The organism is Luteolibacter arcticus (genome assembly GCF_025950235.1).
In the GTDB taxonomy this organism is placed as follows: domain Bacteria; phylum Verrucomicrobiota; class Verrucomicrobiia; order Verrucomicrobiales; family Akkermansiaceae; genus Haloferula; species Haloferula arctica.
The window spans coordinates 157080-183934 of the sequence record NZ_JAPDDT010000004.1; the positions used below are offsets into that span (position 1 = coordinate 157080).

The window sequence follows — 26855 nt, forward strand, 5'->3', positions numbered from 1 at the left end:
TCCCGAAGCTGCCGCGCATGGCGCGCGAATATACGCTGAACCGGCGAACGACCGGACCGACGTCCGGGATCGATTACCGGGCGGAGCTGAATGACGAGCAGTTCGCCGCCGTCACCGCGCCGCCCGGCCCGACGCTGGTCATCGCCGGTGCAGGCTCGGGAAAAACCCGCACGCTCACCTACCGGGTCGCCTACCTGCTCGACCACGAAGTCGAGGCCCGGAACATCCTGCTGCTGACCTTCACCAACAAGGCCGCGCGGGAAATGACCGAGCGTGTCCGCACGCTGGTCCCGCACGATGTTTCGGCGCTCTGGAGCGGCACCTTCCACTCGATCGGCAACCGCATCCTGCGCCGCCACGCCGAGGTGCTGGGCTTCACGAAGTCCTTCTCGATCCTCGACCGCGATGATCAGAAGTCCTTGCTCGGCGGCGTGATCGCCAGCCTCGACATCGACACGAAGGTGCGACGCTTCCCAAAGGCGGACGTGCTCGCATCGATCTTCAGCTTGGTGGAAAACACCAGCGAGTCGCTCGATGACATCATCAGGGTCCGCTACCCCTACTTCGACGACTGGTCGTCCGAGATCCACAAGACCCACGAACGCTACGCCAAGCGCAAGCAGGAGACCAACTCGATGGACTTCGATGACCTGCTTGTGCTCACCCTGAAACTTTTCCAACAGGACGAGGAGCTGCTGGCCCTCTACCGCAAGCGCTTCCGCCACATCCTCGTCGATGAGTATCAGGACACCAATGCGGTGCAGAGCGAGCTGATCGACCTGCTCGCCGGCGACGGTGCCAGCGTGATGGCGGTCGGCGACGATGCACAGTCGATCTACTCCTGGCGCGGCGCCGACATGGGGAATATCCTCAGCTTCCCCAAGCGTCACGAGGGTTGCCGCGTTTTCAAGATCGAGACGAACTACCGCAGCGTGCCGGAGATCCTCGATCTCTCCAATGCCGCGATCCGCGCCAACCGAGCGCGCTTTGACAAGGACCTCAAGTCATCGCGCGTGGAAGCCGGCATCAAGCCGGCGCTGGTGCCACTCGAGGACCCGGCCACCCAAGCGGCGTTCGTGGCGCAACGGATGTTAGAGCTGCGTGACGAGGGCATTCCATTGGAGGAAATGGCCGTGCTCTACCGTGCCCACTTCCAGTCGCTGGAGATCCAGATGGAGCTGACCACCCGCGGCATCCCCTTCGCCATCACCAGCGGCCTGCGGTTCTTCGAGCAGGCGCACATCAAGGACGTCTCCGCCTTCCTCCGCTTCGTCACCAACCGCCGCGACGAAACCAGCTTCAAGCGGCTGGTGCTGCTGCTGCCGGGAATCGGTGCCGCCGGAGCCGACAAGCTGTGGCGCGACTGGCAGAAGACCGGCTACGCGGAAAGCGAAGAGATCCCCGTCTGGTCCGAAGTGCTCGGCGCGCTCAAGCCGCCGAAGAAAGCGGCCAAGCACTGGGAGCAGCTCGGCTACACGCTCGACGAACTCACGCCCAACGGCGAGTTCGCCCGCCCCTCCGAGATGGTCTTCAGCGTGCTCGAAGGCCTCTATGCCGAATTTCTCCAGGCCTCCTACGACAACTACGAGAACCGTCGTAGCGACATCGAGCAGCTCATGGCCTACGGTGGGAACTTCGACGACGTGCTCGAGTTCCTCTCGCAGCTTTCCCTGCTAGGCTCCGCCGACGGCGAACCCACCGGCGACACATCGGAGAGGGACGACGAGAAGGTGACGCTTTCCTCCATCCACCAGGCGAAGGGACTGGAGTGGAAGGTGGTTTTCCTCATCTGGCTGACCGACGGGCAGTTCCCGAATGGCCGCATCCTGGAATCGGATGACGAGGATCAACTCGAGGAAGAGCGCCGGCTTTTCTACGTGGCCATCACCCGGGCAAAGGATGAGCTGTATCTCACCTACCCCTTCATCAACCCGAAGTCCTACACCGGTGACGTGATCCAGCGGCCGTCGCGCTTTCTGGAGGACTTCCCCCGCTCACTCGTCGAGGAGTGGAAAGTCGGATCGAACTGGGCCTCGGACGAGCCATTCTAACCGGGACCGCGGCATTCATCCCGCCCCAATGCCACTGGGAGCGCGGGATTCATCCCGCCCGAATGGTCCCTTCAGCGGAATAGCCATCCCGGGAGCGCCGGTCTTCAGACCGGCTCGAATGGTCCTTCGATGCCGGTCTGAAGACCTGCGCTCCCAACGGACTCGAACATTTAAGCGAGATAAATCCCGCTCCCGGTTCCTCACTCCAATCCATCGATCACCTTCCGCACCGCCCTTGCCGCCTCGCGGAACTGCTCCGCTTCCACCGCATTGAGATCAGGATGAAGGAACCGCTCGACCCCTTTCTTCCCCACCACCACAGGCAGGCTCAAGCACACATCGGTAACGCCCAGATACCCATCGACCAACACGCTGAGCGGCACGGTCCGCTTCTCGTCTAACAAGATCGCCTCGATGATATACGCCGCCGATTGCCCGATCGCATAGCAGGTATTCCCCTTCTTGCGAAAGACCTCCATGCCGAAGTGCTTGGCACGCTCGCACAGGGCACGCCGCTCCGGCGTATCATCGATCCTTTCCCCTCCCGACTGGGCCACGCTCATGGCGGGGAATTGGTGCTCCCCATGCTCGCCCAGGATATAGGCCCGCAGGTCGTCCGGGTGGATCGCAAGCATCTCCGATAGCAGTTCGCGGAAGCGGATGGAATCGACCAGCGTGCCGGTACCCATCACCCGCTCGCGCGGAAAGCCGGTCAATTGCAGCGCCTGCCAGGTGAGCACATCAACCGGGTTGGTCACCATCACCAGCTTGCAATTCGGCGCTACCTTCGCGATCCGCGGCAGAAGCTCTTTCATCAGATCCGCATTGCCTTGGGCCAGCGCGTTGCGAGTGAGAAGCCCGGCCGGCATCGGCACCGACGCACAAACGGCGACCACCTCGCTGCCGGCGGCGTCTTCAATCTCGCCCGCACGGACTTTCACAGGGATCTGTTGGAAAGCCTGGGCATGGGTCAGGTCCAGAGCCTCGCCCTCGGCCTTTTCTCGGTTCGAGCCCACCAGCACCACCTCTCGGGCGACACCGCGGAGCACCAGTGAATAGGCCAGCACCATCCCGACTTTGCCCGGGCCGACAATCGTGACTTTCATACCGGGTTCATCCGCGATGACCGCGCGGCCTTCAAGATCTCTCCGCATACTTGTCCGAATCCCCCGGTGGCATCCCCCTTTTCCGTCAAGACGGCAGCGCGGATCACGGCTAGCGTGCAGGTCCATGAATATCGGCATCCCGAAGGAGATCAAAGCTCAGGAACACCGCGTCGCCATGATCCCCGGCTCGATCGCCGAGCTGGTGAAGAGCGGCCACCGGGTCTTCGTGGAAGCCGGCGCGGGAACGGGCTCCAGCTACAGCGATGAACACTATCTCGCCATGGGGGCGGAGATCTTGCCCGATGCCGATGCGATCTTCTCCGCCGCCGAAATGATTGTGAAGGTGAAGGAGCCGCAACCGGAGGAGATCGCCCGCCTGCAGCCGCATCACCTGCTTTTCACCTACCTCCACCTCGCCGCCAGCAAGCCGCTCACCGAAGCACTCGTCGGCACCGGCTGCACCGCACTCGCTTATGAGACACTGGAGGTGAACCACCGCCTGCCACTGCTGGAGCCGATGAGCGAAATCGCCGGCCGCATGTCGTCGATCGTCGGCTCCTATCACCTCGCGAAGCACAATGGCGGCCGCGGCACGCTGTTAGGCGGCGTCCCCGGCGTCGCGCCCGGTCGTGTGGTCGTCATCGGCGGCGGCACCGCCGGCGTGAATGCGGCGCGCGTTGCCACTGGCATCGGCGCGGACGTGACCATTCTGGAAGTCGATTTCGAACGCATGCGCTTCCTCGACATCACCATGAGCGGCACCCACACCGTATATTCGAGCGAGGCAAATCTGGCCGAGCTGCTGCCACGCGTGGACCTCGTCATCGGCGCAGTATTGGTTCCCGGAGCCAAGGCGCCGAAGCTGATCACGCGCGACATGCTGAAGCTGATGCAGCCGGGTACCGTGTTCGTGGACATCGCCGTCGACCAAGGCGGCTGCGCGGAAACCACGCGCCCAACGACTCACCACGCGCCGACCTTTGTCGAGGAAGACGTCATCCACTACTGCGTGGCCAACATGCCGGGTGCCTACGCCCGCACCGCGACCCAGGCGCTCAACAACGTCACCCAGCGCTGGATCACCCTGCTCGCCGACCACGGAGTCGCCGGTGCCAGCCGCATCCGCAAGGAAGTACTCGGCGCGGTGAACTGCAGCGGCGGCAAGCTCACCTGCCCGCCGGTCGGCGACGCCCACGGCATCCCCGTGGTCGATGCCGCCGAGGTGCTCGGTGTCTGACCGGGTAAGTCAGAGCTTCTCGGGCTCCTGAAGGAGCTGCGCCACCCTGCTGAGCAGCACACCGGCCCCACCGCCATCGACTACCCGGTGGTCGAAGGTGAGGACCAACTCCGCCTCGGTCATCGGAACGAAAGCCTCCACCTGACTGCTCCACACCGGCTTTTTCACGCCGGCACCGAGGCCGAGGATGAGCGTCTCATTCGGCAGCGGAATCGGCGTGCCGGAGGTGAGGCCGAACGTGCCGAAATTCGTCACCGTGGCGATGCCACCGCGCAGATCGTCTTCAGAGAGCCGGCGACGGCGGCCCCGCTCGACCATCTCGGCATAGTCCTTGGTCAGGTCAGAAAGCGACTTTTGATCGACCTTACGGAGTACCGGCACCACGACGCCGTCGTCCACCTGCACCGCCACGCCGATGTCGAAGGCACGCGGGTGCACGACCTTTTGTCCAATCAGGAAACCGGCGGTTGCGGGTTCTTCCACCAACGCCAGGGCAAAAGCGCGCAGGACGTAAAGCGTGAGTCCGGGCTTCGGATCCTGATTGCGGCGATGTTCTAACACCCGGTCGAGTTTCACCGGCAAGCCCACGGTTGCGAGCGGACGCGTCCAACTCCGGCGCATAGCATCGGCCACGGCCATGCGCATCGGCGAGGCATTGCTGCTCGGCCACGTGTCGATGTAATCAAGGAACTTTTCCAAGTCCTCCACCATGACGCGGCCTCCGGCACCTGTGCCAGCGACAGCGGAGATATCGGCCTCGCGCAGGCCCATCTCATTCATGCGCGCCCGCATCCGCGGGGAAATGTAATGCGCACCCATCACGCCCGCAGGGACGGGCAGGCCCTTCACGCTCGGCACCACCTCAGGTGATGACTCCTCGTAGGAATCATCATCGAGCGCGAAGTGCAGGTTCTTCTCCTGCTCCTGCGGCGATGCGGCAGCGGCGGTGCGACGATCGGCTGCGGCCTCGACGGTATCGACGCCGGTGCGAACGATCTCCTCCTCGGTGACATCCAGCAGGCCTAACAGCGTGCCGACCGAGTAGGTCTCGCCTTCCTTCGCGTGGATCTCCTTCACCGTGCCGCGGCACAGCGTGGTCACTCCCATCGTCGCCTTGCTGGTCTCAACTTCGATCACCTCCTGGTCCGTCTGCACCGTATCGCCGGGCGCGATGCCGATGCGGACGACGGTCGCCTCGGCGATCGATTCACCGAGCTGCGGCATGAAGATGGGAACGGTGGGCATCGGGGAGATGTTAGATAGAGGATGGCAGATGGAAGATTAGAAAGACAGCAGCTCGCGCAGGGCAATGCAGATGGTCTCGGGGGTCGGGCGATGGGCCGCCCAAAGTTTCGGGTGATACGGCACCGGCGTGTCGCGCGAGTTCAGGCGGCGCGGCGGGGCGTCCAGCAAGTGGAAGCCATCGGTGCACACCCGCGAAACAACCTCGGCGGTGACGCCACCCCAGGGAAATGCTTCCCCGAGGGCTAACAGGCGGCCGGTGCGGGCGACGCTGGCGAGCACGGTATCGATGTCCAGCGGCTTCACCGAGCGCAAGTCCACCACCTCGATCTCCCACCCACCCTGCTCCTTCAAGCGATCCGCGGCGCGGACGGCCTCGTGGACCATCGCGCTGTAGGCCACCACCGTCGCGTGCTTGCCGGGGCGCGTGATGCGGGCGCGACCAATGGGCAAGTGATCGCCATTGATGCGCGGCGCTTTCAGCCAGCGGTAGAGGAACTTGTGCTCGCAGTAGATGACCGGGTCATCCAGCGCGACCGAGTCTAACAGCATGTGATACGCGTCCGACACGGTCGCCGGCGTGACCACGATCAGGCCGGGATAGTGCGCATAGAGCGCCTCCATGCTCTGGCTGTGGAACGGCCCCGAGCCCGGCGTGCCACCGGAGGGCAGGCGGACCGTCAGTGGCACCGGCACGCCGGTGCGGTAGAAGTGCGTCGCGGCCTGGTTGACGATCTGGTTGAAGGCGATCGACGAGAAGTCCGCGAACTGCATCTCGATGATCGGCCGCATGCCCTCGATCGCGGCACCGACGGCCATGCCGATCATCGCGTCCTCGCTGATCGGCGAGTCCAGAACCCGTCCGGGAAACTCCTCGGCCAACCCCTTGGTCGCCTTGAAAGCACCGCCGAATTTCGAAATGTCCTGTCCGTAGAGAAAGACCCGCGGGTCGTCGCGCAGCAGCTTCTCCTGCGCCTCCCGGATTGCATCGACGTACGTCACGCTCATCGTCAAATCCCTCCTCCCGTCTGCGTCGAAAGCGCCCGCCAATCCTCGTCCCACGGGTCCGGAGTCGGCTCCTGCTGGGCCTGCGCGACCGCAGCCTGCACCTCGTCGGTGAACTCGCGCTTCCAGCGTTCGATTTCCTCCACGGTTCCGAAGCCGCTTTCGATCATCTGGACGATGCCGGTCTCGATGCAGTCGCGCCCGAGCTGGCTGTCCTTCAGCACCGGCGGCACATAGCTGCCGTCATCGTGCTCGCCATGGCCGCTGAGGCGGAGCAAGCGCGCCACCACCATCTGCGGGCCGTTGCCCTCGCGGGCCAGCTTCACCGCATTTCCAATGACCTTTGTGCAGGCGAGCAGATCGGTCCCATCGACTGAATGCCCGCCGACCCCGTAGCCCTTGGCCCGGTCTAGCAGGTCCTCGCAGGCGAACTGGCGGTCGGTCGGCGTCGAGTAGGCGAACTGGTTGTTGCCGACGATCACGACCATCGGCAGGCGTTCGACCGCCGCCATGTTGATCCCTTCATGAAAAGCACCCGTGGAAGTCGCGCCGTCGCCGACGCAAGTGGCACCGACCACTCCAGCCAGCTCCCCTTTCAAGCGCCGGGCGATGAGCATCCCGCCGACTACGGACACCGCCGCGCCGAGGTGGGAAATCATCGCCGGCATGCCATCGAGCGGGCGGCCGCGGTGAATGTTGCCGTCGCGACCCTTCATCGGCCCGAGCACCGAGCCGAGGTAGGTGCGGGTGCAATCGATCAGCGGCTCGCCGAAAGCGGTGCGCCCGGCTTGGTCACGGATCAGTGGGGCGAAAATGTCGCGGCCCTTGATCAGCGAGGCGCCGAGCGACGCGCTGACCGCTTCCTGGCCCTTGCCGAGGTAGACGCCGCCGACGATTTTGCCCGCCTTGTAGAGGCTGGACAGCTTGCTTTCAAGGAGTCGCGCCCGGAGCATCGCACGGAAAACCTCGCGAACATAGTCGCGATCCAAATCCACGGCGGTCCTCTGGGCTTCCTCGGTTTCCGGCACGGGCGAAAGCGTAAACAGGCAGCATGAAGGGCCGCAACCGCTTTCCCGCAAGTCGGGAAGAGAATGCCAGTGGACGCCTTTCCAGCGATGGCGAATATTGACCAATATCGCCATCGCGGTTAGTGTTTCCCCGTCATGGCGAGCAGCATCAATCTTTCCCTCACCGACGAGCTCCGTGCCTTCGTGGACCGGAATTCCGGCGACGGCACTGACTACTCCACGCCCAGCGAGTTCCTGCGCGACCTTCTGCGGGAGAAGAAGCACCGTCTGGAAGCCGCCGCCGTGCGCGACGCGATCATCGAGGGCTACCGCGACCTCGCGGAAGGACGGATCGTAGAGTTCGACGGCGACCTGAAGAGCACCCTGGCGAATGCCAAGAAGCGCGAACGCGAGGGCTGGAAGTGACGTGAGCCATGTCTTACCTCGCACTCTCTCGCCGCGCGGTCTTGGATCTCGCAGAAATCGAGCGCTACTCCATCGAGCAATGGGGCAAGAAGGTCGCGGCGGACTACTTGGATGACATCGAAGCCGCCCTGAAGCGGCTGAAGGAAGCCCCCGGCCTGCTCAGGGCCCGTCCCGAGCTCTCCGAAAACCTGAAATTCTACCGCGTCGGGCGTCATCTGCTCGTCTGCGCCCTTGAGGGGGAGAGCATCTACGTGCTGGCAGTGAAACATGGGGCCATGGATCTTCCAGAGCGGCTTGCGGAACTGGAGCCTCATCTGGTGCAGGAAGCCGGGGTGCTTCATCAGGCTTTCCTCCGGTCCAAGCGCTCCTGAATCTTCTTCCCCATGGCCAAATCGACCGCCTTTGCCCGGATTCGCGCCGAAGTGATCCGGCTCGTTAGTATGATCCCGGAGGGCAGGTTCACGACCTACGGGTCCATCGCGGTGCACATGAACTGCAACCCGCGCCATGTCGCTCATACCCTCAGCCGGTTGACGGACGAGGAAGCCAAGGATCTCCCGTGGCACCGCGTCGTCGCCGCCGATGCCCGTATCAGCCGGTCCATGGAACCGGATTTGGCGGCCAAACAGAAGGCCCTGCTTGAAGCCGAGGGAATGAAAGTGGATTCGAAAGGCTACATTGCCGACTCGGACGCCCATTTCCATGTCGTCGGCATCCGCAGGGACATCCGGTGGAAAGACTGAATCCGACCCAAGCACTTCCCTGCCCGGCATTTTTCCCATCATGCGCGCCATAGTCATCGCAGACGACGCTTTCCTTGTTGGCCACTTGATCGATAGCCCGCCTTTCGCCTTTCCCCGGCCTCCATGCGCCATTCCGCATAGCCCGGGCGAAAAACACGGCCCCACCATGCCGGAACCCGATGCCCACGCCGCTCGCACTACCATTGGTATTCATTGCCTCCTGCCATCAGACAATCGGGAATCGCCCGTTTCTCATGGCCCGCTGCGAGTACATCGAGGCCGTCCGGTGGGCCGGTTGCCTGCCGCTGATCGCGACCGGCGGCGAGGCCGATGACTTGCTCGACTACGCCGACGGCATCCTTTTGACCGGCTCACCCGCAAACGTGCATCCCTCGCATTATGGGGAAGAGGTGCTCGATCCTACCCTGCCTCTTGATCCGCTGCGGGATTCGTGGACGCTGCCCCTGATTCGCCGCGCGATCCAGCGGGGAGTTCCGCTGATGGGCATCTGCCGCGGTCACCAGGAAATCAATGTCGCCCTCGGTGGCAGCCTTCACCAGGCGATCCATGCCGTCCCCGGATTCAATGACCACCGTGAACCTGACACCGACGACCAAGCCGTCAGGTTCGCCGTGGCCCATGAGATTGACGTCGTGCACGGCGGACGCCTCGATGCCATTCTCGGCCAGTCGCGGATTCCCGTGAACTCCGCCCACGGCCAAGGCATCCATCGCCTGGCGGAAGGATTGCGGGTCGAGGCCCGCTCGCCCGACGGCGTGATCGAAGCGGTCACGATGCCGGAGGCACCGGGCTTTAACCTCGGCACGCAGTGGCACCCCGAATGGCAGGCGGCTGCAAACCCTGCATCTCAGCGGATCTTCAAGGCATTCGGCGACGCATGCAGGGAACGTCGGTCAGGACGTCCTCGATGAAGGAGCAGCGGAAATCCCTCGGGCAGGGTCTACTCCTAGGCCTCACCGCCGCGGCATTCTTCTCGGTGAGCTTCGTCCTCAACCGCAAGATGGCGGATGCCGCGGGGCACTGGGCATGGTCCGCCTCGCTCCGTTTCCTGATGATGGTCCCGGTCTTGGCGCTCATCATCACTGCCCGGCGGCAATGGTCCCGCTTTTGGGAAATGTGGCACATCTCCCGCGTCGGGTGGATCGCATGGGGCACCCTCGGTTGCGGGATCTTCTACGCGGCACTCACCGCAGCATGCTCGGTATCTCCCGCATGGGTCGTTGCGGCGACCTGGCCGGTAGCGATCGTGATCGGCATCCTGCTCGGACCGCTGCTCTACGATGACCATCGTAGGAAAATCCCGAAACTGGCGCTGCTTTTCAGCACGACCATCGTGGCGGGCGTGGTCCTGCTGCAAGCGGAAGAGTTCCGGGCGGGCAATGCCGGACACGTCCTCCTCGGCATCCTGCTGGTTCTGGCGAGCGCGACGGCCCATCCGCTGGGAAACCGCAAGAGCATGAATCTGATGGAGGCCGCCCGACTGCCTGCCGATGCCATCCTGCGACTGAGCCTGATGATTTTCGGCAGCCTTCCACTCTGCGGCCTCCTGTGTCTCTGGGGCTTCGTCGAGGCGGGTCCTCCACCGCCGGCCCAACTTGCCACCGTGGCGCTCGTTGCCGCCGCGGGACTCATTGCCACCCCCTTGTTTTACATGGCCACGGACCGGGTGAACCGGGATGCCGCCTCGCTGGCAGCGGTCGAGGCGACCCAAGCGGCGGAAATCGTGTTCACCCTGCTGTTGGAAGCGTGGCTCATCGGCATCCGACCTCCCGGTGCCTTGGGAATCCTGGGCCTCATCCTCATCACCGGAGGGATGCTGCTGCATGCCAGGCCGACATCCCGCCGTCCCCTCGTTTCCTGAGCCCCCCATTCGCCTTTCCCGTCCCGGCATGCGCCATTCCGCATTGCCGGAAACGGGGCGGCCCCTCATAACCCCGCCGCACTCTTCCAGACTACCCTGATGAAACCAACTCTCCTCGTTCTCGCCGCTGGCATGGGCTCCCGCTACGGCGGACTGAAGCAGATGGACCCCATGGGTCCGAGTGGCGAAACCGTGCTCGACTACTCGGTTTTCGACGCGATCCGCGCCGGCTTCGGCAAGGTGGTCTTCATCATCCGCGAGGATTTCGCGGAGGCCTTCAAGACCAGCGTCGGCTCCCGCTTCGCTGGCAAGATCGAGGTCGATTACGCCTTCCAGAAGCTCGATGACCTGCCGGAAGGCTTCACCATCCCCGAAGGCCGCACCAAGCCCTGGGGCACCGCCCACGCCGTGCGCGCCGCCCGCCATGTCGTCACCGGTCCCTTCGCGGTGATCAATGCCGACGATTTCTACGGATCCGATGCCTATGAGGTGATTGCCCGCTGGTTCGCCTCCGACACCGGCGCCGCCGGCAAGGATCACTACTGCATGGTCGGCTACCCGCTGAAGAACACCCTCTCCGAGCACGGCTCGGTCAACCGCGGCATCTGCCAGACCGATGCCGAGGGCCTGCTCACCGACGTCGAGGAGGTCGTGGACATCTCCCGCGATGAGGATGGCATCGTCCGTGGCACGGCGCTCGATGGCAGCCGCCGCGAGATCGCCGATATCTGCCCGGTCTCCATGAATTTCTGGGGCTTCACCGTGGAACACTTCGCCCAGCTCGAGGAGCACTTCATCGCCTTCCTCAAGGAAAAGGGCGGCGAACAGAAGTCCGAGTGCTACATCCCCACGGTGGTCGACGACCTGATCCGCCGCGACAAGGCCGACTGCCGCGTGCTCGACACCACATCTTCCTGGTTCGGCGTGACGTATCCCGACGACAAGCCGCACGTGGTCGCATCGATCGCGAAACTGGTGGCCGCCGGCGACTATCCGAGCCCGCTCGGCTGAACCGCCTAACGCCCCGATTTTCCGATTCCCAAAGCGCGGCACGGCAGGCAAGCTCCGCCGCCATGACCCTGCCGCGCTTGTTTGCCATCGCCATTCTTTCGCTGACTCCCGGGCTCACCGCCCACGCCGGCGGGAAGAAAGGCGAGAATTCAGGCATCTCCTTCCACCTGCAGGGCGACCCTTCGGACAATCCGAAGATGATCTTCGAGCAGAACACCGCGGGCAAGCAGGTCGTCTATCGCCGCAATCCCGACTTCATGACCAAGGACGTCGCCGCCTTCAATTCTTTCCCATCGCAGGATGGCCAGGGCTTCGGCGTGGTGCTCCAACTCAAGCCTTCCGCCAAGAACCGGCTTGCCGCCCTCACCAGCGCCAACATCGACCGCTGGATGCTCGCCATGGTCAACGGCCGCAAGGTCGACGCCGTGATCATCGACAAGCAGGTGGAGGATGGCTACCTGGTGATCTGGAAGGGCATCGGCCAAGCCGAAATCGACGCTTTCGACACCCAGGTTCCCCGCATCGGGGAAAAGAAGCCCCGACGCTGATCCCGACATGCTCCGCACGCTCGCCCTCGCCGCCGCATTCCTGACTCCCCTGTTCGCCGTCGAGCTCCAGCTCCCGACGGAGAATCATCATCTCTTCACCGGCGAGCCGGAGAAGTTCTACATGTATGTGGACCGCACCTTCGAGGGAGAAACCTCGAAGCCGTGGGAAGGTGGCAGCTTCGGCTTCGTCCGCACCCCGATCCGCATCGGCCAGGATGTGGTGCTGACGAAGTTCCACGAGGGCGTCGATATCCAGCCGGACAAGCGCGACAAGGCCGGCAATCCGCTCGACCTGATCATGTCGGTCTCCGATGGCACCGTTGTTCACTCCAGCAATGTCGCCGGCCGCTCGAACTACGGGAAGTACGTCGTGGTGGAGCACCGCTTCGAGGGCGACGCCTTTTACAGCGTCTATGCCCACCTCGCCGAGGTGACGGCGAAGCCGGGCGACGCCGTGAAGAAGGGCTCCGTGCTCGGACGCATGGGCTACACCGGGGCCGGCATCGACCGCACCCGCGCTCACCTCCACTTGGAGATGTGCCTGCTGATGAGCGGAAACTTCGAGGGCTGGCACCACGCCTTCTCCGGCGGCACGAATTTCCACGGCAACTTCAACGGCATGAACCTGGCTGGCATGGACGTCGCCGGATTGTTCCTCGCCCACCAGAAGAACCCGGAACTTCGCGTCCAGGACTTCGTTCTCAACAGCCCCGCGTATTTCAAGGTGACCATCCCGCGCGACGGGGCGTGGAATTTCGCCGAGCGTCACCGCTGGATGGTGAAGGGCGACATGAATGCGCCATCGCCCTCGTGGGAACTCTCCTTCACCGCCACCGGCCTCATCAATGGCATCACACCGAGCCCGCGTCCGGTCGCCGAGCCGGTGGTCACCGCCGTGCGCAACTCGCGCATCGGCCACCGCCACCTGACCCGCGGCCTGATCGATGGCACCGGCAACGGCGCCGCGCTGACCCGCTCCGGCAAGCAACTCATCGCGCTGCTGACCGACGATTTCCCGACGCCGGCCGCCACGACTCCGGCGACCCACACGACCCCCGGAAGCCAGTAACGGGAACTTCCCAAGGGTTGGCACTTGGCACTTCTCATTTGGAACTTTTAGCTCCCGGCATGGATTCCATCCTCGCCCGCATCGAAAGCCTCGGCCACAAGCTCCCCGAAGTCCCCGTCCCCGTCGCCGCCTACGTCAACTGCGTCCGCAGCGGCAACCTCCTCTTCCTCTCCGGCGGCCTGCCGATCGACGGCGACCGCAAGGTGATCGGCAAGGTGCCGGCCGACGTGTCGATCGAGGAAGCGCAGGAAGGTGCCCGCATCATCATCCTCAACCGCCTCGCCGTGGTGAAGCAGGAGATTGGCTCTCTCGACAAGGTGAAGCAGATCGTCGCGCTCAACGGCTTCGTGAGTTCCGCCCCGGACTTCTACGGCCACCCGCAGGTGGTCAACGGTGCCAGCGAACTGCTCATCGAAATCTTCGGCGAGAAGGGAAAGCACTCCCGCACCGCCCTCGGCGCGGCCGCCCTGCCGCTCAATGTCGCGGTGGAAATCAATTTGATCGTGGAAGTGGAGTAAGGAGTGTCGACATTCTGTCGACACGGCGTGGACAGAAATGTCCACGCGCCTTAACGCTATGCCCCTCCACGACTCCCACAATCACCTCCAGCGCTTCGCGGATCCCGCAAGGATCATCGCCGAAATGCGCGCCGCCGGAGTGGAGGGATGCGTGGTGAACGGCACCGGAGAAGACGACTGGGAGCAGGTCGCCGCACTGGCGGAAGCGTTCCCGGATTTCGTCCGCCCCGCCTTCGGCCTGCATCCATGGAAGGCCCACCTCGCCTCGCCCGCTTGGGCTGACATGTTAGAGAGCCATCTCGACCGCTTTACCAACGCATCGGTGGGCGAGATCGGGCTGGACGGCTGGGTCGCAGATCCGCCGCTGGAAACACAGCGACCGGTATTCCTGCGCCAACTGGCCTTGGCCCGCGCTCGAGGACTCCCGGTGACCATCCACGCGCTGAAGGCATGGGACCCGCTGTTCGATGCCTTGAAGGCGGAGCCTCCACCAGAGCGCTTCCTCCTCCATTCATTCGGCGGCTCCACCGAATTGGCAAAACGTCTCGCCGACCTCGGAGCGTGGTTCTCCTTCTCCGGCTACTTCCTCCATCCGCGAAAGGCCAAGGTTCTCGACGCCTTCCGCGCAGTCCCGCAAGACCGGCTCCTATTGGAAACCGACGGACCCGACATGCTGCCACCGGACGAGTTGGTGTCTCATCCCCTCCCCGACGGCAAAAACCACCCGGCGAATTTGCCACGCATTGGAGAAGGACTGGCAGAAGCACTCGAAATGCCCTTCAACCAACTTGCGGAACTCACCCGCGCAAACCACGCCCGCTTCTTCGACCTCGCGCCTCTTCCTTAATTCGCCGCTTCTAACAGCGCATCCACCTCCCGGTGCCAGCCGCGATCACGGATTTGCATCACGACCTCGTCCCAGGCAGGAATCACCAGTCCGTCCGCCGCGATCTGCTCATAGTCCGGAGGGAACTCCTGCTCATCCCCTAGCGCCTGCTGCGACAGATAAAAGCAGGCCCACGCCCGCCAAGCGCGGATCTCCTTCCGCTCCCCGCTGACCCTCGTCGCCAAGTGCTGGAAGTGGCGGACCGGGTTTCCCACAAATCGCCCCTCGGGACGGTGACGCAGCATCCACACCAGCACGCCGTAAGGAGGCGGCTGCCTCTGCAAAATCTCCTCGTCGCCTCGAAGATCAGCCATGAAAGCCTTGTTGAGCTGAAGGATCGCCTGCGCCGGCTTGCCCTCGCGCCACAGCGACTGGGCGTAGCAGAGCGCCGCGAAGTAGTAGCGGTCGCACTTCGCCGGCCCGAGGGCCCGCGTGATCATGTGCCCGTGAGGATGACTCACCTCCGGCAGCCCCGGACAAGCAGGGACGGGAAAGATCTCGGATACAGGCGGCTCCATCGGCGAGCCCAGTTGTGCAATTTTCTCCAACCTAGCAAGCGGATCGGACGTAAACTCCCGCGAGTTGAAAGCTCCTTGAACCCGGGGACGTTTCAGGCAAACCGCCTCCCGCTACCGCTTTCATCAGGAAACATGTTTTAAAATGCGATTTCGTCCAAAATTCTCTAGCTCATGGATCGCGTTGGCAGGATGCCTCGGGCTTCTCTCCTGCGATTCCTCCACGCGCAGGGAGACGGCCACGGGATCTCCATCCGCACCCGCGGAGGACACCGCGCAGCCCGCGACACCAAAGATTTCCCTCCCGGAGACGGTTTCCTTCAACGAGCACGTCCAGCCGATCCTCTCCGAGTATTGCTACCACTGCCACGGGCCGGACTCGGGAACCCGCGAGCCAAAATCCGCGCCACTCCGCCTGGACATCGAGAAGGAAGCCTTCGCCGTGCGCGAGGATGGCAAGCCGGTCATCGTGAAGGGCCAGCCGGACCAGTCCATGCTGGTGAAGCTGATCCACGAGCAGGACCCGCAGAAAATCATGCCGCCGCCCGCGTCCCACAAGACGCTGAATCCGGAGCAGATCGCGCTCTTGGAAAAGTGGATCGCGCAGGGCGCGCCCTATGAAGCCCACTGGTCCTTCATCCCGGCGAAGCGGCCGGAACTGCCGGAATCCGGCAAGGATTGGGCGGCGAACCCGATCGACCGCTTCATCGCCGACAAGCTGGCCCAAAACGGCCTGAAGCCGAATCCCGCGGAAGACCCGGCTCGCTTCTACCGCCGCCTGCATCTCGACCTCACCGGTCTGCCGCCGTCCCCGGAGGAAGTGAAAGCCTTCACCTGGGACAAGCTCGATACCGAGGTGGACCGCCTGCTCGCGACCACCGCCAGCGCCGAGCACTTCGCCCGCCAGTGGCTCGATGCCGCTCGCTACGCCGACACCCACGGCATCCACATCGACAACTATCGCGCAATCTGGCCTTACCGCGACTGGGTGGTGCGCGCCTTCCAGGCTAACATGCCGTGGGACCAATTCACCACCGAGCAGATGGCCGGCGACCTCCTGCCGGACCACACGCTCGACCAGCAGGTCGCCACCGGCTTCAACCGCTGCCTCGCCACCACCGGCGAGGGCGGCGCGATCGCAGAGGAATACGACGCAATCTATGCGAAGGACCGCGTGGAAACGGTCTCCGCCGTCTGGCTCGGCCTCACCACCGGCTGCGCCGCCTGCCACGACCACAAGTTCGACCCGATCTCCACGAAGGAGTTCTACTCGCTGACATCGTTCTTCCGGAACACCCCGATGTCCGCGCTTGATGGCAACAACGCCGAGCACCCGCCGAATGTCTTCGTGCCACTGGTGGAAGACCGCGAGCGCTGGGGATCGCTGGCCGGCGAGATTTCCGGAACGGACAAGGCGCTCGCCGACCGCGGCAAGGCGGCTCGCCCCGAGTTCGATGCCTGGCTCGCGAATGCCACCATCGCGCCGCCTCGGGAAATCGATTCCACCTTGGCCCTGCACCTGCCGCTGACCGAATCCGAAGGACCTCTCCGCGGACTCGTCGATGGCCAATCACGCGAGTGGCAGGCCAACCTTTCCCGCATCGACGCACCACTCGGCAAGGCCCCGCTGGTGAGCGATGCCCCGGTGGACCTCGGCGACCTCGCCAGCTTCTCACGCGGCGACCGCGTCACCTACGGAGGCTTCATCCGGATCGAGGGAACCCCGACCGGCGCGGTGATCGCGCGGATGAATCCGGCCGAGTCCTTCCGCGGCTGGGACCTCTACTTGCAAGGCGGCCGGCCCGCCTCTCACGTCATCGACTCGTGGGACAAGTCCGCCAATAAGATCGTCGCGCCGAATCCGCTGAAGCCCGGCCAATGGCATCACGTGATGGTTACCTTCGACGGCACCCGTTCTGGCAATTATGCAAATGAGATCTACGTGGACGGCAAGCGGGTCGGTGCGAAGCTCTACCCTAACAGCGTCGGCGGCACGATCGAGACCAAGGTTCCGCTCCGCCTCGGCTCGCGCGACAACAACGACTCGAAGCTCAATGGCAAGGTCGCCCTCCAGGACTTCCGCTTCTACCGCCGCCTGCTCGCCCCCGCGGAGATCCAGGGCTTGGCGCAGAACAGCCTGCTCCAGCAAATCGCAGCGCTGCCGGCCGACCAGCGGACGAAGCAGCAGTTGGACGCCCTGTTCCAATACTACCTCGCCAATATCGATGCGCCAACCCGGGACCTGCGGGTGAAACTCGACGCACTGAAGACCGAGCAGTCGACGTTGCGCAGCCGCGGCTCCGTCTCGCTGGTCATGGCAGAGAAAAAGGGCGAACCCTTCGCACACGTGCTCACCCGCGGAGTGTATTCGGACAAGGGCGAAAAGGTCGGACCTACGACGCCCGCCGTACTTCCCCCGATGCCCGCCGATGCACCGAAGAACCGCCTCGGCCTCGCCCGCTGGTTGAATGACCCGGCCAACCCCCTGCCCGCCCGCGTGACGATGAACCGCGCATGGTACTATCTCTTCGGCACCGGCATCGTGGAGACGAATGACGACTTCGGCATCATGGGCGCACGCCCCAGCCACCCGAAGCTGCTCGATTGGCTCGCTGCCGAGTTCGTCGATTCGAAGTGGAACTACCGCCACATGGTGAAGCTGATGGTGACCTCGTCCGCTTACCGGCAGTCCGGTGTCGTCTCGGCGGACAAACTGGAAAAGGATCCCTCGAATCGCCTCATCTCCCGCGGTCCACGCTACCGGATGGATGCCGAGTTGATCCGCGATTCCGCCCTTTCTGCTGCCGGTCTGCTTTCAGAAAAAGTCGGCGGCCCGCCGGTGAAGCCCTACCAGCCCGAAGGCATCTGGGAGGCCGTGGCAATGCCGCAGTCCAACACGAAGAACTACCGCCCCGACAAGGGCGAAGCACTCTACCGTCGATCAATCTACACCTTCTGGAAGCGCACCGCGCCGCATCCCGCGATGGAAATTCTCAATGCGCCGAGCCGCGAGGTCTTCTGCGTCCGCCGCGACCGCACCAACACGCCGCTGCAGGCCTTCGTCACCATGAATGATCCGCAATTCGTCGAGGCCTCGCGACGTCTCGCGGAGAACGCCATGAAGGCCTCCGCGGACCCGCAGGCACGACTCGACTTCATCAGCGCCCGCTTGCTCTCCCGCACGCTCAACGACCGCGAACGGAAGCTCGCGCTCGATGTCCAAGGCACGGCCCTCGCCGCTTACAAAGCCGACGCCAAGCAAGCGCAGGCACTGATCGCCAACGGCGAGACCAAGGCCGACCCGGCGCTCGACGCTCCCGAACTCGCGGCCTGGACACTCGTTTCCAGCCAGCTTCTCAATCTCGACGAAACACTCAACAAGTAGTCCGCCATGAACTCGATCACCGACTACAACGACGCCATCACGCGTCGCCAGTTCTTCCGGAAAAACGGCACCGGTCTCGGCGTGGCGGCCCTGTCCTCGCTGTTAGGAAGCGGACGCGCCTTTCCCGAAGTGATGCAGGAGGCGATGCCCCACATTGCCCCGAAGGCCAAGCGCGCGATCTACATCTCGCTCATTGGCGCGCCCTCGCAGCTCGACCTCTTCGACTACAAGCCGGATCTCAAGAAGCGCTTCAAGGAAGACCTCAAGGACTGGCTCGCCAAAGAGGGCCAGCGCCTCACCGGCATGACCTCGGGGCAAGCAGCCTTCCCGCTCGCGCCGACGATTTTCAAGTTCGCCCAGCACGGCCAGTCCGGCGCATGGATCAGCGAGCTGCTGCCATGGACCGCGAAGATGGCGGACGACATTTGCATCATCAAGTCGATGCATACCGAGGCGATCAACCACGAGCCCGCGAACCAGCTCGTCTACACCGGCTCGATGCAGTCCGGCAAAGCCTCCATCGGCTCATGGCTGTCCTACGGCCTCGGCACCATGAACGAGGACCTGCCGACCTTCGTGGTGCTGCACGCCACCCACAGCTCGCCGTATGCGAACGTCCAGGCGATCTCCGCACGCCTGTGGGGCTCCGGCTACCTGCCGGGCAAGCACGCCGGCGTCGCATTGCGTTCGAAGGGCGATCCCGTCCTCTACCTGCAAGATGCCCCCGGCATCTCCCGCGATCTGCGCCGCAAGATGCTCGACGGCCTCAATGCGATGAACCAGCAGTCCTACGAGACCGTCGGCGACCCGGAGATCCAGACTCGCATCCAGCAGTATGAAATGGCCTTCCGCATGCAGGCTTCGGTGCCGGAATTGGCCGACATGGCCGGCGAGCCCGAGCACGTGCTCGAACTCTACGGCAAGGACAGCAAGGTCGGCGGCACCTTCGCCGCCTCGGCACTGATGGCGCGGCGTTTGTTAGAACGCGGCACCCGCTTCGTGCAGATCTTCCACCGCGGCTGGGACCAGCACGGCGACCTGCCGCGCGACCTCACCTCGCAGTGCAAGGACGTCGACCAAGGCATCTACGGCCTGATCCAGGATCTCAAGCAGCGCGGCATGCTGGACGACACGCTCGTCGTATTCGGCGGCGAATTCGGCCGCACCATCTACTGCCAGGGCGGACTCAGCGAAACCAACTACGGCCGCGACCATCACCCGCGCTGCTTCTCGCTCTGGATGGCCGGCGGCGGCATCAAGGGCGGGCAAGTTTATGGCGAGACCGACGAGATGAGCTACAACATCGTCAAGAACCCGGTCCACATCCGCGACCTGCACGCGACCATGCTGCACCAGCTAGGACTCAGCCACGAGCGACTCACCTACAAGTTCCAAGGCCTCGACCAAAAACTCACCGGCGTCGAACCCGCGAAGGTCGTGAAGGACATCCTAGCCTAACAGCCGCCCCGCATCGGTCGGCCCCACTGGCAGCGCCCCTTTCGCTCCCCCCTTCAACCCCGCGACCTCCTCCAACGCCGCCAAGCCAACGCCAACCCCGTCCACACCAGCGTAATCGCCGCGACCGCCGAAAGCCCGGCCAACAACTGCCCCGCCCAACCACCGGCCTCGCCCGTGTGAATCCACCGGATCCAAGTCCGCCAGCGTCGCCCGGCACTCTGGTCTTCAAATCGTTCCACCTTCCGCACCTCGCCACTCGCAAGATCGACCGTCACCACCTGGCGCAAGTCAGGCCGACCGCGGTGGCTATGGAACACCTGGAACACGCCTTCCTTCCCGCCACCCTGCGGGAACTGAAACTGGATCGACTGCCACCCCGGGCTCCGCCCCTGCACTGTCGCAAACGCCGCATTCCAACCCGTTGTGGAAATCGCCGCGGAAGCCATACCACCCGGCGGCGCGCCCTTCCCCTTGGGCGGGGGCGGATTCTCCCCGGCAAGGCGGAAGACCAGATTGTTCGCCCACGGGTAGCCAATCACCAGACCGGTGGACGTGATGACCAGCAAGGGAAGCGCGAACCAAATGCCGAGGACGTTGTGCCAGTTCCAATCCCGTGCGCGCCCCTTGAGTTGCCGCTGAAAGGTGGCAATGACCTTGACCCCCTGCCTCGTCCAGCGCTTGGGAATCCAGATGACGAGCCCGCTCAGGATCAGGAAAAAGAACACCAGCGCCGCGGCCGAGGTGATGTTCTTGCCGAGCTCCTGCGAATCGCTCTTCATCGCCAGCCAGCGGTGGAGGCCCGTCACGAATTGGAAGAACGCTCGCGTCTTCTTCGCTCCCTCGCCTAACACCACCCCGGTCTCGGGATGAACGAAGAGAGTCTTCTCCTTGCCGAATTGAAACGCCGCGGGCTGGGTGGCATCGGAGAAAACCATGAGCCCGGTAGCCCCCTTCAAGTCAGACTGGCGAAGGGAAACGAGTCCTTCAGGGTTAGCGGGCTTGGTGGCTGGCTCGAGCTTGAAGCCATCCGTCGCTTCGGTGATCTGCCGCTCAAACGAAAGCAGCACCCCGGTGCTCGCCATCATCAGGATGAGCAACCCGGCCGAGACCCCGGCAACGAGGTGGGCCCAAAAGACGAGTTTTCTGATTCGCTGGAACATGGCGGACGCAGCGCATGTGCCCGATGTGACCGCCGCTGACAATCGCGATTGTGGACAGCGCGCTACTCCAGCATCGCAGCCAGCGCCGCAGACCAACACTCCGAATGGCCCTCACCAGCCCGCAGCGTGAAGAGCGCCGACAGGCCCTGCTGCTCCGCGAGCTTCATTCCCTCCTCGGGACCGGCGATGAAAAGCGCGGTCGCCCAAGCGTCGGCATCCATGCACTGCTTGGCGAAGACACTGACCGCCGCCAACGCACCGTCCGAGGACAACGCGGTGCGGGGGTCGATCAAATGACGGCGAAACGCATCCCCCGAAGTAGCCACCGAGAGACCACAAAGAGCGGCGACCGTCTCAGGCAGATCGTCCGAAGATCGCGCGAGCGAAACCCACCACGGTTCGCCATCGGGCTTACAACCATGGCCACGGAGTTCACCGCCGATCTCGATGAGGAAATGCTCCACTCCCAGCGTCGAGAGACGCTCCGCGGCGAGATCCACCGCGTAGCCTTTCGCAATCGACGACAAGTCGAGTCGCAAGCCACCCGGCTGAAGGGCACGGCCCTTCAAATCCAGCTTGAGCTTTCGCCACCCGGCTCGCTCGCGAGCTGAGGGAACCTGCTCGGGATGACTCGAACCCGACGGACCGAAACCATGAAGATCGACGATCTCGCCAAGCGTAGGATCTAACAGACCGTCGGACGCCCGGGCAATCTCGACCGCACGCGAAAGAACCAGGAAGAACTCCGGCGACAACTCATGCCATGTGCCCGCTTCCGCGCGGTTGAAACGGCAAAGCTCCGAAGCCTCGTCCCAATGGCTCATCTGGCGGATGACGAGCCCGAAGGAAGAAGTCAACGCGGCCTCCACCCATTCGAGGTTGAGACCGCGCGGAAGTTGCAGGCAGGCACTCCAGTAAGTGCCCATCGTCTTTCCCGCCAGTGTGCACACCGGAAAGCCGCTGCCGGCCCCGCGGAGTGCGTCAGCGGGAAGGTCGCGCGGGATCAGCACCCGTCGCGACGCTTGGGAAGAATCGGTCACTCGGGCAAGACCTCGAAGACGGCCGTATAGACCGAGCGAGCACCGCCATCGCCCACCACGGCGGCATTCAGCCAGAAGCGACCGGCATCCGGCCACGTGACTTCGAACTCACCCTTGTCATTGGTTGTGGCGGTGATTTCGCCAGCCTCGCTGCGATAGCGATCGTCGCCCTTGATCACGCTGACCTTCACGCCTGCCGCGGGCTTGCCATTCAGGTGAAGAACGAAGGTGGCCTTCTCTCCGGCGAAGAGATCATTCGGATGCGTCTGGCCGAAGACGATTTCTAGACCCTTGCCGCTCGGCTTGAGGGCATCGGTGGTCGGCTCGCCGCGGGTGACAAAGGTCTCCACGCGCGAGTAGCTCTCCGTCACCTTGAGCTCCGGCTTGCCATCGAGGGCAGCGGCTTTAAATTCTGCGGCACTGCCGCGGAAGTTCTTGGTTTCCTCGCCTTCCTTCCACGACGCCAGGGTCATCTCGCGCACGGTCGCCACCTTGTAGGTGCCTTCCTTGGTCAGCGCGAGGTCGAAGACCGTGCGGTACTTGCCCTTCGCACCGTTCTGCAGTTCGGCCGGCTGGCCATCGGGACCGATCGCCTTGAAGGCTTCCAGCGGCGGCGCGACGTGATCGGCGAAGAACAGGTTGTTCGACACCGCGGCGTCGAAGGTGACCCACGGCTCTTCGCCGGAAAGAACGGTGGATGACGGCAGGATCCAGAAGCGATGCGCGAGCGCCGGACTGGAGAGCGTTACGAGGGCGGCAAGCGCCAGCAGCGGTTTCATGTTCATGATGGAATGGAATTCAGTTGGAAGCTTTGGTTTCGATCTTGATGGCGACCTTCCCGAGTTCGACCTTGCCGGCACTGGAAGCATCCACCGCCGACTTGCCATCCCACTTGAAGGGCACCCTGACCATCTCGCGCCCGCCAACCTCGCGGGACGCTTCGACGACGAGCGAGTATTCGCCTTCCGCAAGCGGCGGCAGCGTCACGACTTTCTCAGGAATGGAAACGGTGTGCGCACCCACCGGGCGGGTCGGGCTGCTCACACCATCGACTGGCATCTTCAGCGAGCGGCCGCTCTTGCGCCACCACTGGCGGATGTCCTTGAGCCACTTCTCCCCTTCCGCGTTCTTCATCTCGGTGTCGTACCAGACAACGAGGTTGGCGGCGTGGGACTTGTCAGGCTTCTCAATCCAGGCCGCGACGTAAGGTCGGTGATACTCGGCGACTTCGAGCCGCGGGATTTCAATGGTGAGCTGGATCTCGCCGGCACCCGCGGTCGCGAGCCCTGGCGTCAGGAGCAGGAATGCTTTTTTCATGAGGTCAGTGGACGAAGAAAACGATAATGACGACCGGCAACAGGATCCCGGCGATAACGACCGGCCACGTCTTGGGCCGGCGCCTAGCGTGCACCCACAACAGCGCCAGACCAGTAAGGCAGAAGACGACGCAAGCAACCGAGAAGACGTCCAGGAACCACGACCAGGCCGTGCCGGTGTTGCGCCCTTTGTGGAGATCGTTGAGATAGGATATGGCACCGCGCTTGGTGAGTTCGTAGGTCACCTCCCCGCTCTCGCGATCGATGGTCAGCCACGCATCGCCACCCGGGCGCGGCAGGCTAAGGTAAATCTCAAACTCCGACCACTCCGCCGTCTTCCCTTTGACGGTCGTGCGCAGTTCCTTGGCCAGCCATGCCGCGAGTTCGGCGGGCAGCGGCGCCTCGATGTCGGCCTCGCCGTTGGACGCCAGCGATTTTGTTAGATCGGCGGGCAGGGCCAGCTTGCGCTCGGTGACCTGCGGCTTCGCGGGGATGTCCTTGGCGTGATTGAGCGTGATGCCGGTGAAGGCAAACAACAGCATCGCCGCCAGACAAACCGCACTGCTGACCCAGTGCCACAGGTAGAATTGCTTCGTCCAAAATGCCTTCCGCTTCTTCGCCTCGGCTTCAGGCCGGGCAACGGCGGCGGGTTCCTCGGCTGGAGCGGAAACAGGCATCGTAGCGTGGAAAATCGGGACGGGAAGTACGCCCTGGCGCACTTCCCGTCCCTTTGCAGCAACCTATGAAAGGGAAGCGGTTAGAAGTTCAAGGTGGCGCTGACGATTGCCGAGCGCCCTTGGCCCGGGACGAAGTGACCACCACCGACTCGGTCGATGTAATCTTCTTCGAAGAGGTTATCCACGTTGAGCTGGAAGGTGACGTTCTCGTTCATCGCGTAGCTGGCCATCGCGTTCACGACGGTGAAGTCGGGCGCCTCCTGGCGAGTCGCCACGTTGTTGTTGTTGAAGCGGCTGTCCACATACTGGGTGCCAATGCCCACCGAGAAGCCCTTCGGCAGGTCATAGACGGTCCACAGGCTAAAGGAATTCTCCGGCGTGTTACTGATCTCGCTGCCAACCTCCAGGGGAACGCCCGACGCCTTCACCTCGCTGGAAAGGTAGGTGTAGCCGCCCATCACACGCCAGTTCTCGGTGATGCTGCCGGTGAAGCCGAGTTCGAAGCCTTCGACCACCTGCTCGCCAGTCAACGCCACGACTGTTGCATCGGTTGGGTCGGTGGTGCGGGCATTGGTCTTCTCAGTGCGGAAGATGGCACCGGTCAGCAGCAGCTTTTCATCGAAGAACTCCCACTTTGCACCCAGCTCGATGGTCTCGTTCTCTTCCGGATCCACATTGAAGAGGTTGATGCTGTTGTTGGTTGGGATGAGCGGACCGGTTGGATCCGCAGGATTGACCCCATAGGTCGGCGCGGCGATGTAGGTGAGATTCTCCGTCCCGGGGTTGAACGATGTGCCGTAGGCGAGATAGATGCTGCCTTCCTCGCACGGCTTGTAGGTGATGGCACCGCGATAGCTGAACATCGAGTCGTCGCGCTGGAGCGGGGTCGCCACGCCGGTGGTGGTCGCGGTGTCGGCACCACGGCCGTAGTAGTCCACATCGTAGCTATCCCAACGAACCCCGCCGGTGATCTCCCAATGCTCGTTGATCGTGGCGGTGTCGAAGAGATAGAACGCCAGGGTGTCCGAGACGGTATCGGTGATGGCACCGTTGCGGCGGATGATACCGGTGAACGGGACGAGCACCTCACCGGTGATCAGGTCGATCTGCGGCGTCGGAGCTGCAGTCATGCTGCCGGGCACGAAGTTGCCGCGGCCATAAAGGCGGGACGTCTCGCGACCGATCTCCATGCCACCCACCATGTTGTGCTCCACGCTACCGGTGTTGAAGTCGTAGCGGATGTCGGTCTGGCTGAAGAGCGCGTCGTCGATTTGCTCGCGGGACTGGAGCTGCTGGTTGAGCGTGGTGGTGGGGAAGGTACCATTGACGAAGCGCGGCGCGGTATAGATCGAGTCACGATCATTGCGGCCGTAGCGCAGCGTGCTGCGCAGCTTCAGCTTGTCGTTGAAGTCGTGCTCGAAGATACCGGTGATCAGATCGGTCTGAACCTTCTCATAGTCGCGAACCGGATTCCCATACCAGCGCTCGAAATCGACCGGCGGAATTCCCGGCGGAAGGGCTGGATTCACGCTCGTGCGAGGAACCCACGGAATGCCGTAATCCGGCGTGTTTTCCTGATCGAGGTGCATGTAGGACAGCGTGAAACGCGTGTCCGTGCCGAGACCCCACGAGATCGACGGAGCAATGCCCCAGCGCTCGTTCTCCACGCCGTCGCGGCCCGGGATATCTTGGTCGTGGTAGACACCATTGAGGCGGAAGGCACCACAGCCGGCGAATTCCTGGTTCAGGTCGAAGGTGCCGCGCATGTAATTGTCGGTGCCGCCGCTGAGCGTGCCGCCGTAGGAATTATCGAGGTGCGGGGTCTTGGTGACGATGTTGATCGAGCCGCCGGTGGAACCGCGGCCGGTGCTGGCCGACGAGGGGCCCTTGGTCACTTCCACCTGCTCGAAGTTGAACGGGTCGCGGGAATAACCACCGCTGGAGGTGTCGCGCATGCCATCGACGAAGATATCGGAGCGCGCCGCGAAGCCGCGGATCGCAAGGTTATCGCCGGCCGGACCGCCGCCGCCTTCACCGGCCTGCATGCTGATGCCGGGGACATTCCGCAGCACGTCGCGGAGATTGGAGGCAGCCTGCTCCTTCATGACCTCGGCCGGAATGACCGTCACGGTCTGGGCCACGTCGCGAAGCGGTTGGGTCACCTTCGGCGACTGGAGGCGTTCCGGCTTGTAGAGGCTCTTCTCAAGGTCTGCCTGAACGACCATTTCCCCCAGGTTCTCGGTCTTCGGCTCCTCCTTCTTCTCAGCAGTAGTGGCCGGGGTTTGGGCAGCGAGTTGACCAAGGGCAAACAGAGTGCCGGTGAAGACAAATCCCTCCGGAAGACGGGAGGAACGCAGGCTGGTATCGTGGTGGTTCATGCGGAAATCAGTGCGCGCGAGTCAGGATTCAGGGAAGCATCGCGAGAAGCTGTTGCGAATGCGTCTCAATTACTCGAAACTGTCAAAACGAAAAATCCCCTGCCCTCAGAATTGGCAATTTACCGCTAATCGAGGGCGATTGACCGGGAATTCCGGGAAATGACCTTGACCCGATACCCCCGCCCCGGACGAGAG

At 63.6% G+C, this 26855-nt stretch carries 25 protein-coding genes; 14 read left to right on the forward strand and 11 right to left on the reverse strand.

Annotated features, from left to right (window positions below; genetic code table 11):
* Nucleotides 1–17 precede the first annotated feature (17 nt).
* Nucleotides 18–2051 (forward strand): ATP-dependent helicase, encoded by a 2034-nt coding sequence (locus tag OKA05_RS11505; protein WP_264487286.1) that lies wholly within the window; start codon nucleotides 18–20, stop codon nucleotides 2049–2051.
* 200 nt (nucleotides 2052–2251) lie between these two features.
* Here OKA05_RS11505 and OKA05_RS11510 read toward each other — a convergent pair whose 3' ends face one another.
* Nucleotides 2252–3157: a malate dehydrogenase gene (locus OKA05_RS11510; RefSeq protein WP_264487287.1), complete on the reverse strand. Its 906-nt coding sequence runs from the start codon at nucleotides 3155–3157 to the stop codon at nucleotides 2252–2254.
* A gap of 124 nt (nucleotides 3158–3281) precedes the next feature.
* Between OKA05_RS11510 and ald the strand changes: the two genes are divergently transcribed.
* Entirely contained in the window at nucleotides 3282–4394 is a 1113-nt protein-coding gene (gene ald / locus OKA05_RS11515; RefSeq protein WP_264487288.1) for an alanine dehydrogenase, read from the forward strand.
* 9 nt (nucleotides 4395–4403) lie between these two features.
* Here the strand turns inward: ald and OKA05_RS11520 are convergent, their stop codons facing one another.
* Genes OKA05_RS11520 through OKA05_RS11530 form a run of 3 tightly spaced genes read right to left on the reverse strand, consistent with a single transcriptional unit; the run spans nucleotide 4404 to nucleotide 7669 of the window.
* A complete protein-coding gene (locus OKA05_RS11520) occupies nucleotides 4404–5639 on the reverse strand; it encodes a dihydrolipoamide acetyltransferase family protein (RefSeq protein ID WP_264487289.1) in 1236 nt (411 codons plus the stop codon).
* A 36-nt stretch (nucleotides 5640–5675) separates the two neighbouring features.
* Complete coding sequence (locus OKA05_RS11525) at nucleotides 5676–6644, reverse strand: alpha-ketoacid dehydrogenase subunit beta (RefSeq protein ID WP_264487290.1); 969 nt, start codon at nucleotides 6642–6644, stop codon at nucleotides 5676–5678.
* A gap of 2 nt (nucleotides 6645–6646) precedes the next feature.
* Nucleotides 6647–7669, reverse strand: coding sequence for a thiamine pyrophosphate-dependent dehydrogenase E1 component subunit alpha (locus OKA05_RS11530; protein WP_264487291.1), 1023 nt, complete (start codon nucleotides 7667–7669; stop codon nucleotides 6647–6649).
* Between the two features lie 135 nt (nucleotides 7670–7804).
* Between OKA05_RS11530 and OKA05_RS11535 the strand changes: the two genes are divergently transcribed.
* The 10 genes from OKA05_RS11535 (at nucleotide 7805) to OKA05_RS11580 (ending at nucleotide 14692) form a co-directional block, all read left to right on the forward strand.
* Nucleotides 7805–8074: a ribbon-helix-helix domain-containing protein gene (locus OKA05_RS11535; RefSeq protein WP_264487292.1), complete on the forward strand. Its 270-nt coding sequence runs from the start codon at nucleotides 7805–7807 to the stop codon at nucleotides 8072–8074.
* 8 nt (nucleotides 8075–8082) lie between these two features.
* Complete coding sequence (locus tag OKA05_RS11540; RefSeq protein ID WP_264487293.1) at nucleotides 8083–8445, forward strand: type II toxin-antitoxin system RelE/ParE family toxin; 363 nt, start codon at nucleotides 8083–8085, stop codon at nucleotides 8443–8445.
* Between the two features lie 12 nt (nucleotides 8446–8457).
* Nucleotides 8458–8817: an MGMT family protein gene (locus OKA05_RS11545; RefSeq protein ID WP_264487294.1), complete on the forward strand. Its 360-nt coding sequence runs from the start codon at nucleotides 8458–8460 to the stop codon at nucleotides 8815–8817.
* Between the two features lie 179 nt (nucleotides 8818–8996).
* On the forward strand, nucleotides 8997–9749 hold the full coding sequence (locus tag OKA05_RS11550) for a gamma-glutamyl-gamma-aminobutyrate hydrolase family protein (RefSeq protein ID WP_264487295.1): 753 nt from the start codon (nucleotides 8997–8999) through the stop codon (nucleotides 9747–9749).
* On the forward strand, nucleotides 9716–10699 hold the full coding sequence (locus OKA05_RS11555) for a multidrug resistance efflux transporter family protein (RefSeq protein ID WP_264487296.1): 984 nt from the start codon (nucleotides 9716–9718) through the stop codon (nucleotides 10697–10699). Before OKA05_RS11550 ends, OKA05_RS11555 begins: the two co-directional genes overlap by 34 nt.
* Before the next feature lie 99 nt (nucleotides 10700–10798).
* Nucleotides 10799–11710, forward strand: a complete 912-nt coding sequence (locus tag OKA05_RS11560) for a nucleotidyltransferase family protein (protein WP_264487297.1) — start codon at nucleotides 10799–10801, stop codon at nucleotides 11708–11710.
* A gap of 62 nt (nucleotides 11711–11772) precedes the next feature.
* A complete protein-coding gene (locus OKA05_RS11565) occupies nucleotides 11773–12258 on the forward strand; it encodes a hypothetical protein (protein WP_264487298.1) in 486 nt (161 codons plus the stop codon).
* A 7-nt stretch (nucleotides 12259–12265) separates the two neighbouring features.
* Nucleotides 12266–13327 carry a M23 family metallopeptidase gene (locus OKA05_RS11570; protein ID WP_264487299.1) on the forward strand — a complete coding sequence of 354 codons (1062 nt, stop codon included), beginning with the start codon at nucleotides 12266–12268 and terminating at the stop codon, nucleotides 13325–13327.
* Nucleotides 13328–13386: 59 nt separating this feature from the next.
* Complete coding sequence (locus OKA05_RS11575; protein WP_264487300.1) at nucleotides 13387–13845, forward strand: RidA family protein; 459 nt, start codon at nucleotides 13387–13389, stop codon at nucleotides 13843–13845.
* Nucleotides 13846–13903: 58 nt separating this feature from the next.
* Nucleotides 13904–14692 (forward strand): TatD family hydrolase, encoded by a 789-nt coding sequence (locus OKA05_RS11580; protein WP_264487301.1) that lies wholly within the window; start codon nucleotides 13904–13906, stop codon nucleotides 14690–14692.
* Here OKA05_RS11580 and OKA05_RS11585 read toward each other — a convergent pair.
* Nucleotides 14689–15171, reverse strand: coding sequence for a hypothetical protein (locus OKA05_RS11585; RefSeq protein ID WP_264487302.1), 483 nt, complete (start codon nucleotides 15169–15171; stop codon nucleotides 14689–14691). The two genes, OKA05_RS11580 and OKA05_RS11585, sit on opposite strands and share 4 nt — an antisense overlap.
* A 220-nt stretch (nucleotides 15172–15391) precedes the next feature.
* Between OKA05_RS11585 and OKA05_RS11590 the strand changes: the two genes are divergently transcribed.
* Both OKA05_RS11590 and OKA05_RS11595 read left to right on the forward strand, forming a co-directional pair.
* Entirely contained in the window at nucleotides 15392–18631 is a 3240-nt protein-coding gene (locus OKA05_RS11590; protein ID WP_264487303.1) for a DUF1553 domain-containing protein, read from the forward strand.
* A gap of 6 nt (nucleotides 18632–18637) precedes the next feature.
* Entirely contained in the window at nucleotides 18638–20089 is a 1452-nt protein-coding gene (locus OKA05_RS11595) for a DUF1501 domain-containing protein (protein WP_264487304.1), read from the forward strand.
* A gap of 53 nt (nucleotides 20090–20142) precedes the next feature.
* Here the strand turns inward: OKA05_RS11595 and OKA05_RS11600 are convergent, their stop codons facing one another.
* From OKA05_RS11600 to OKA05_RS11625, 6 genes are all read right to left on the reverse strand, one after another.
* Complete coding sequence (locus OKA05_RS11600) at nucleotides 20143–21249, reverse strand: PepSY-associated TM helix domain-containing protein (RefSeq protein ID WP_264487305.1); 1107 nt, start codon at nucleotides 21247–21249, stop codon at nucleotides 20143–20145.
* Nucleotides 21250–21311: 62 nt separating this feature from the next.
* Complete coding sequence (locus OKA05_RS11605; protein WP_264487306.1) at nucleotides 21312–22289, reverse strand: FAD:protein FMN transferase; 978 nt, start codon at nucleotides 22287–22289, stop codon at nucleotides 21312–21314.
* Nucleotides 22286–23068 carry a DUF4198 domain-containing protein gene (locus tag OKA05_RS11610; RefSeq protein WP_264487307.1) on the reverse strand — a complete coding sequence of 261 codons (783 nt, stop codon included), beginning with the start codon at nucleotides 23066–23068 and terminating at the stop codon, nucleotides 22286–22288. The genes OKA05_RS11605 and OKA05_RS11610 overlap by 4 nt, the downstream gene beginning before the upstream one ends.
* Before the next feature lie 19 nt (nucleotides 23069–23087).
* Nucleotides 23088–23606, reverse strand: coding sequence for a DUF2271 domain-containing protein (locus OKA05_RS11615; protein ID WP_264487308.1), 519 nt, complete (start codon nucleotides 23604–23606; stop codon nucleotides 23088–23090).
* 4 nt (nucleotides 23607–23610) lie between these two features.
* A complete protein-coding gene (locus OKA05_RS11620; protein ID WP_264487309.1) occupies nucleotides 23611–24282 on the reverse strand; it encodes a PepSY-associated TM helix domain-containing protein in 672 nt (223 codons plus the stop codon).
* 80 nt (nucleotides 24283–24362) lie between these two features.
* Nucleotides 24363–26660, reverse strand: coding sequence for a TonB-dependent receptor (locus OKA05_RS11625; RefSeq protein ID WP_264487310.1), 2298 nt, complete (start codon nucleotides 26658–26660; stop codon nucleotides 24363–24365).
* Nucleotides 26661–26855 lie beyond the last annotated feature (195 nt).

Bases quoted from the DNA above. Each gene is read 5' to 3' on its own strand.
- OKA05_RS11520 (WP_264487289.1), bottom strand. From the start codon at position 5,639: ATGCCCACCGTTCCCATCTTCATGCCGCAGCTCGGTGAATCGATCGCC.
- OKA05_RS11510 (WP_264487287.1), bottom strand. From the start codon at position 3,157: ATGAAAGTCACGATTGTCGGCCCGGGCAAAGTCGGGATGGTGCTGGCC.
- OKA05_RS11625 (WP_264487310.1), bottom strand. From the start codon at position 26,660: ATGAACCACCACGATACCAGCCTGCGTTCCTCCCGTCTTCCGGAGGGA.
- OKA05_RS11535 (WP_264487292.1), top strand. From the start codon at position 7,805: ATGGCGAGCAGCATCAATCTTTCCCTCACCGACGAGCTCCGTGCCTTC.
- OKA05_RS11620 (WP_264487309.1), bottom strand. From the start codon at position 24,282: ATGCCTGTTTCCGCTCCAGCCGAGGAACCCGCCGCCGTTGCCCGGCCT.
- OKA05_RS11600 (WP_264487305.1), bottom strand. From the start codon at position 21,249: ATGTTCCAGCGAATCAGAAAACTCGTCTTTTGGGCCCACCTCGTTGCC.
- OKA05_RS11560 (WP_264487297.1), top strand. From the start codon at position 10,799: ATGAAACCAACTCTCCTCGTTCTCGCCGCTGGCATGGGCTCCCGCTAC.
- OKA05_RS11580 (WP_264487301.1), top strand. From the start codon at position 13,904: ATGCCCCTCCACGACTCCCACAATCACCTCCAGCGCTTCGCGGATCCC.
- OKA05_RS11565 (WP_264487298.1), top strand. From the start codon at position 11,773: ATGACCCTGCCGCGCTTGTTTGCCATCGCCATTCTTTCGCTGACTCCC.
- OKA05_RS11615 (WP_264487308.1), bottom strand. From the start codon at position 23,606: ATGAAAAAAGCATTCCTGCTCCTGACGCCAGGGCTCGCGACCGCGGGT.
- OKA05_RS11595 (WP_264487304.1), top strand. From the start codon at position 18,638: ATGAACTCGATCACCGACTACAACGACGCCATCACGCGTCGCCAGTTC.
- OKA05_RS11505 (WP_264487286.1), top strand. From the start codon at position 18: ATGGCGCGCGAATATACGCTGAACCGGCGAACGACCGGACCGACGTCC.
- OKA05_RS11585 (WP_264487302.1), bottom strand. From the start codon at position 15,171: ATGATCACGCGGGCCCTCGGGCCGGCGAAGTGCGACCGCTACTACTTC.
- ald (WP_264487288.1), top strand. From the start codon at position 3,282: ATGAATATCGGCATCCCGAAGGAGATCAAAGCTCAGGAACACCGCGTC.
- OKA05_RS11540 (WP_264487293.1), top strand. From the start codon at position 8,083: ATGTCTTACCTCGCACTCTCTCGCCGCGCGGTCTTGGATCTCGCAGAA.
- OKA05_RS11590 (WP_264487303.1), top strand. From the start codon at position 15,392: ATGCGATTTCGTCCAAAATTCTCTAGCTCATGGATCGCGTTGGCAGGA.
- OKA05_RS11575 (WP_264487300.1), top strand. From the start codon at position 13,387: ATGGATTCCATCCTCGCCCGCATCGAAAGCCTCGGCCACAAGCTCCCC.
- OKA05_RS11555 (WP_264487296.1), top strand. From the start codon at position 9,716: ATGCAGGGAACGTCGGTCAGGACGTCCTCGATGAAGGAGCAGCGGAAA.
- OKA05_RS11550 (WP_264487295.1), top strand. From the start codon at position 8,997: ATGCCCACGCCGCTCGCACTACCATTGGTATTCATTGCCTCCTGCCAT.
- OKA05_RS11545 (WP_264487294.1), top strand. From the start codon at position 8,458: ATGGCCAAATCGACCGCCTTTGCCCGGATTCGCGCCGAAGTGATCCGG.
- OKA05_RS11610 (WP_264487307.1), bottom strand. From the start codon at position 23,068: ATGAAACCGCTGCTGGCGCTTGCCGCCCTCGTAACGCTCTCCAGTCCG.
- OKA05_RS11525 (WP_264487290.1), bottom strand. From the start codon at position 6,644: ATGAGCGTGACGTACGTCGATGCAATCCGGGAGGCGCAGGAGAAGCTG.
- OKA05_RS11570 (WP_264487299.1), top strand. From the start codon at position 12,266: ATGCTCCGCACGCTCGCCCTCGCCGCCGCATTCCTGACTCCCCTGTTC.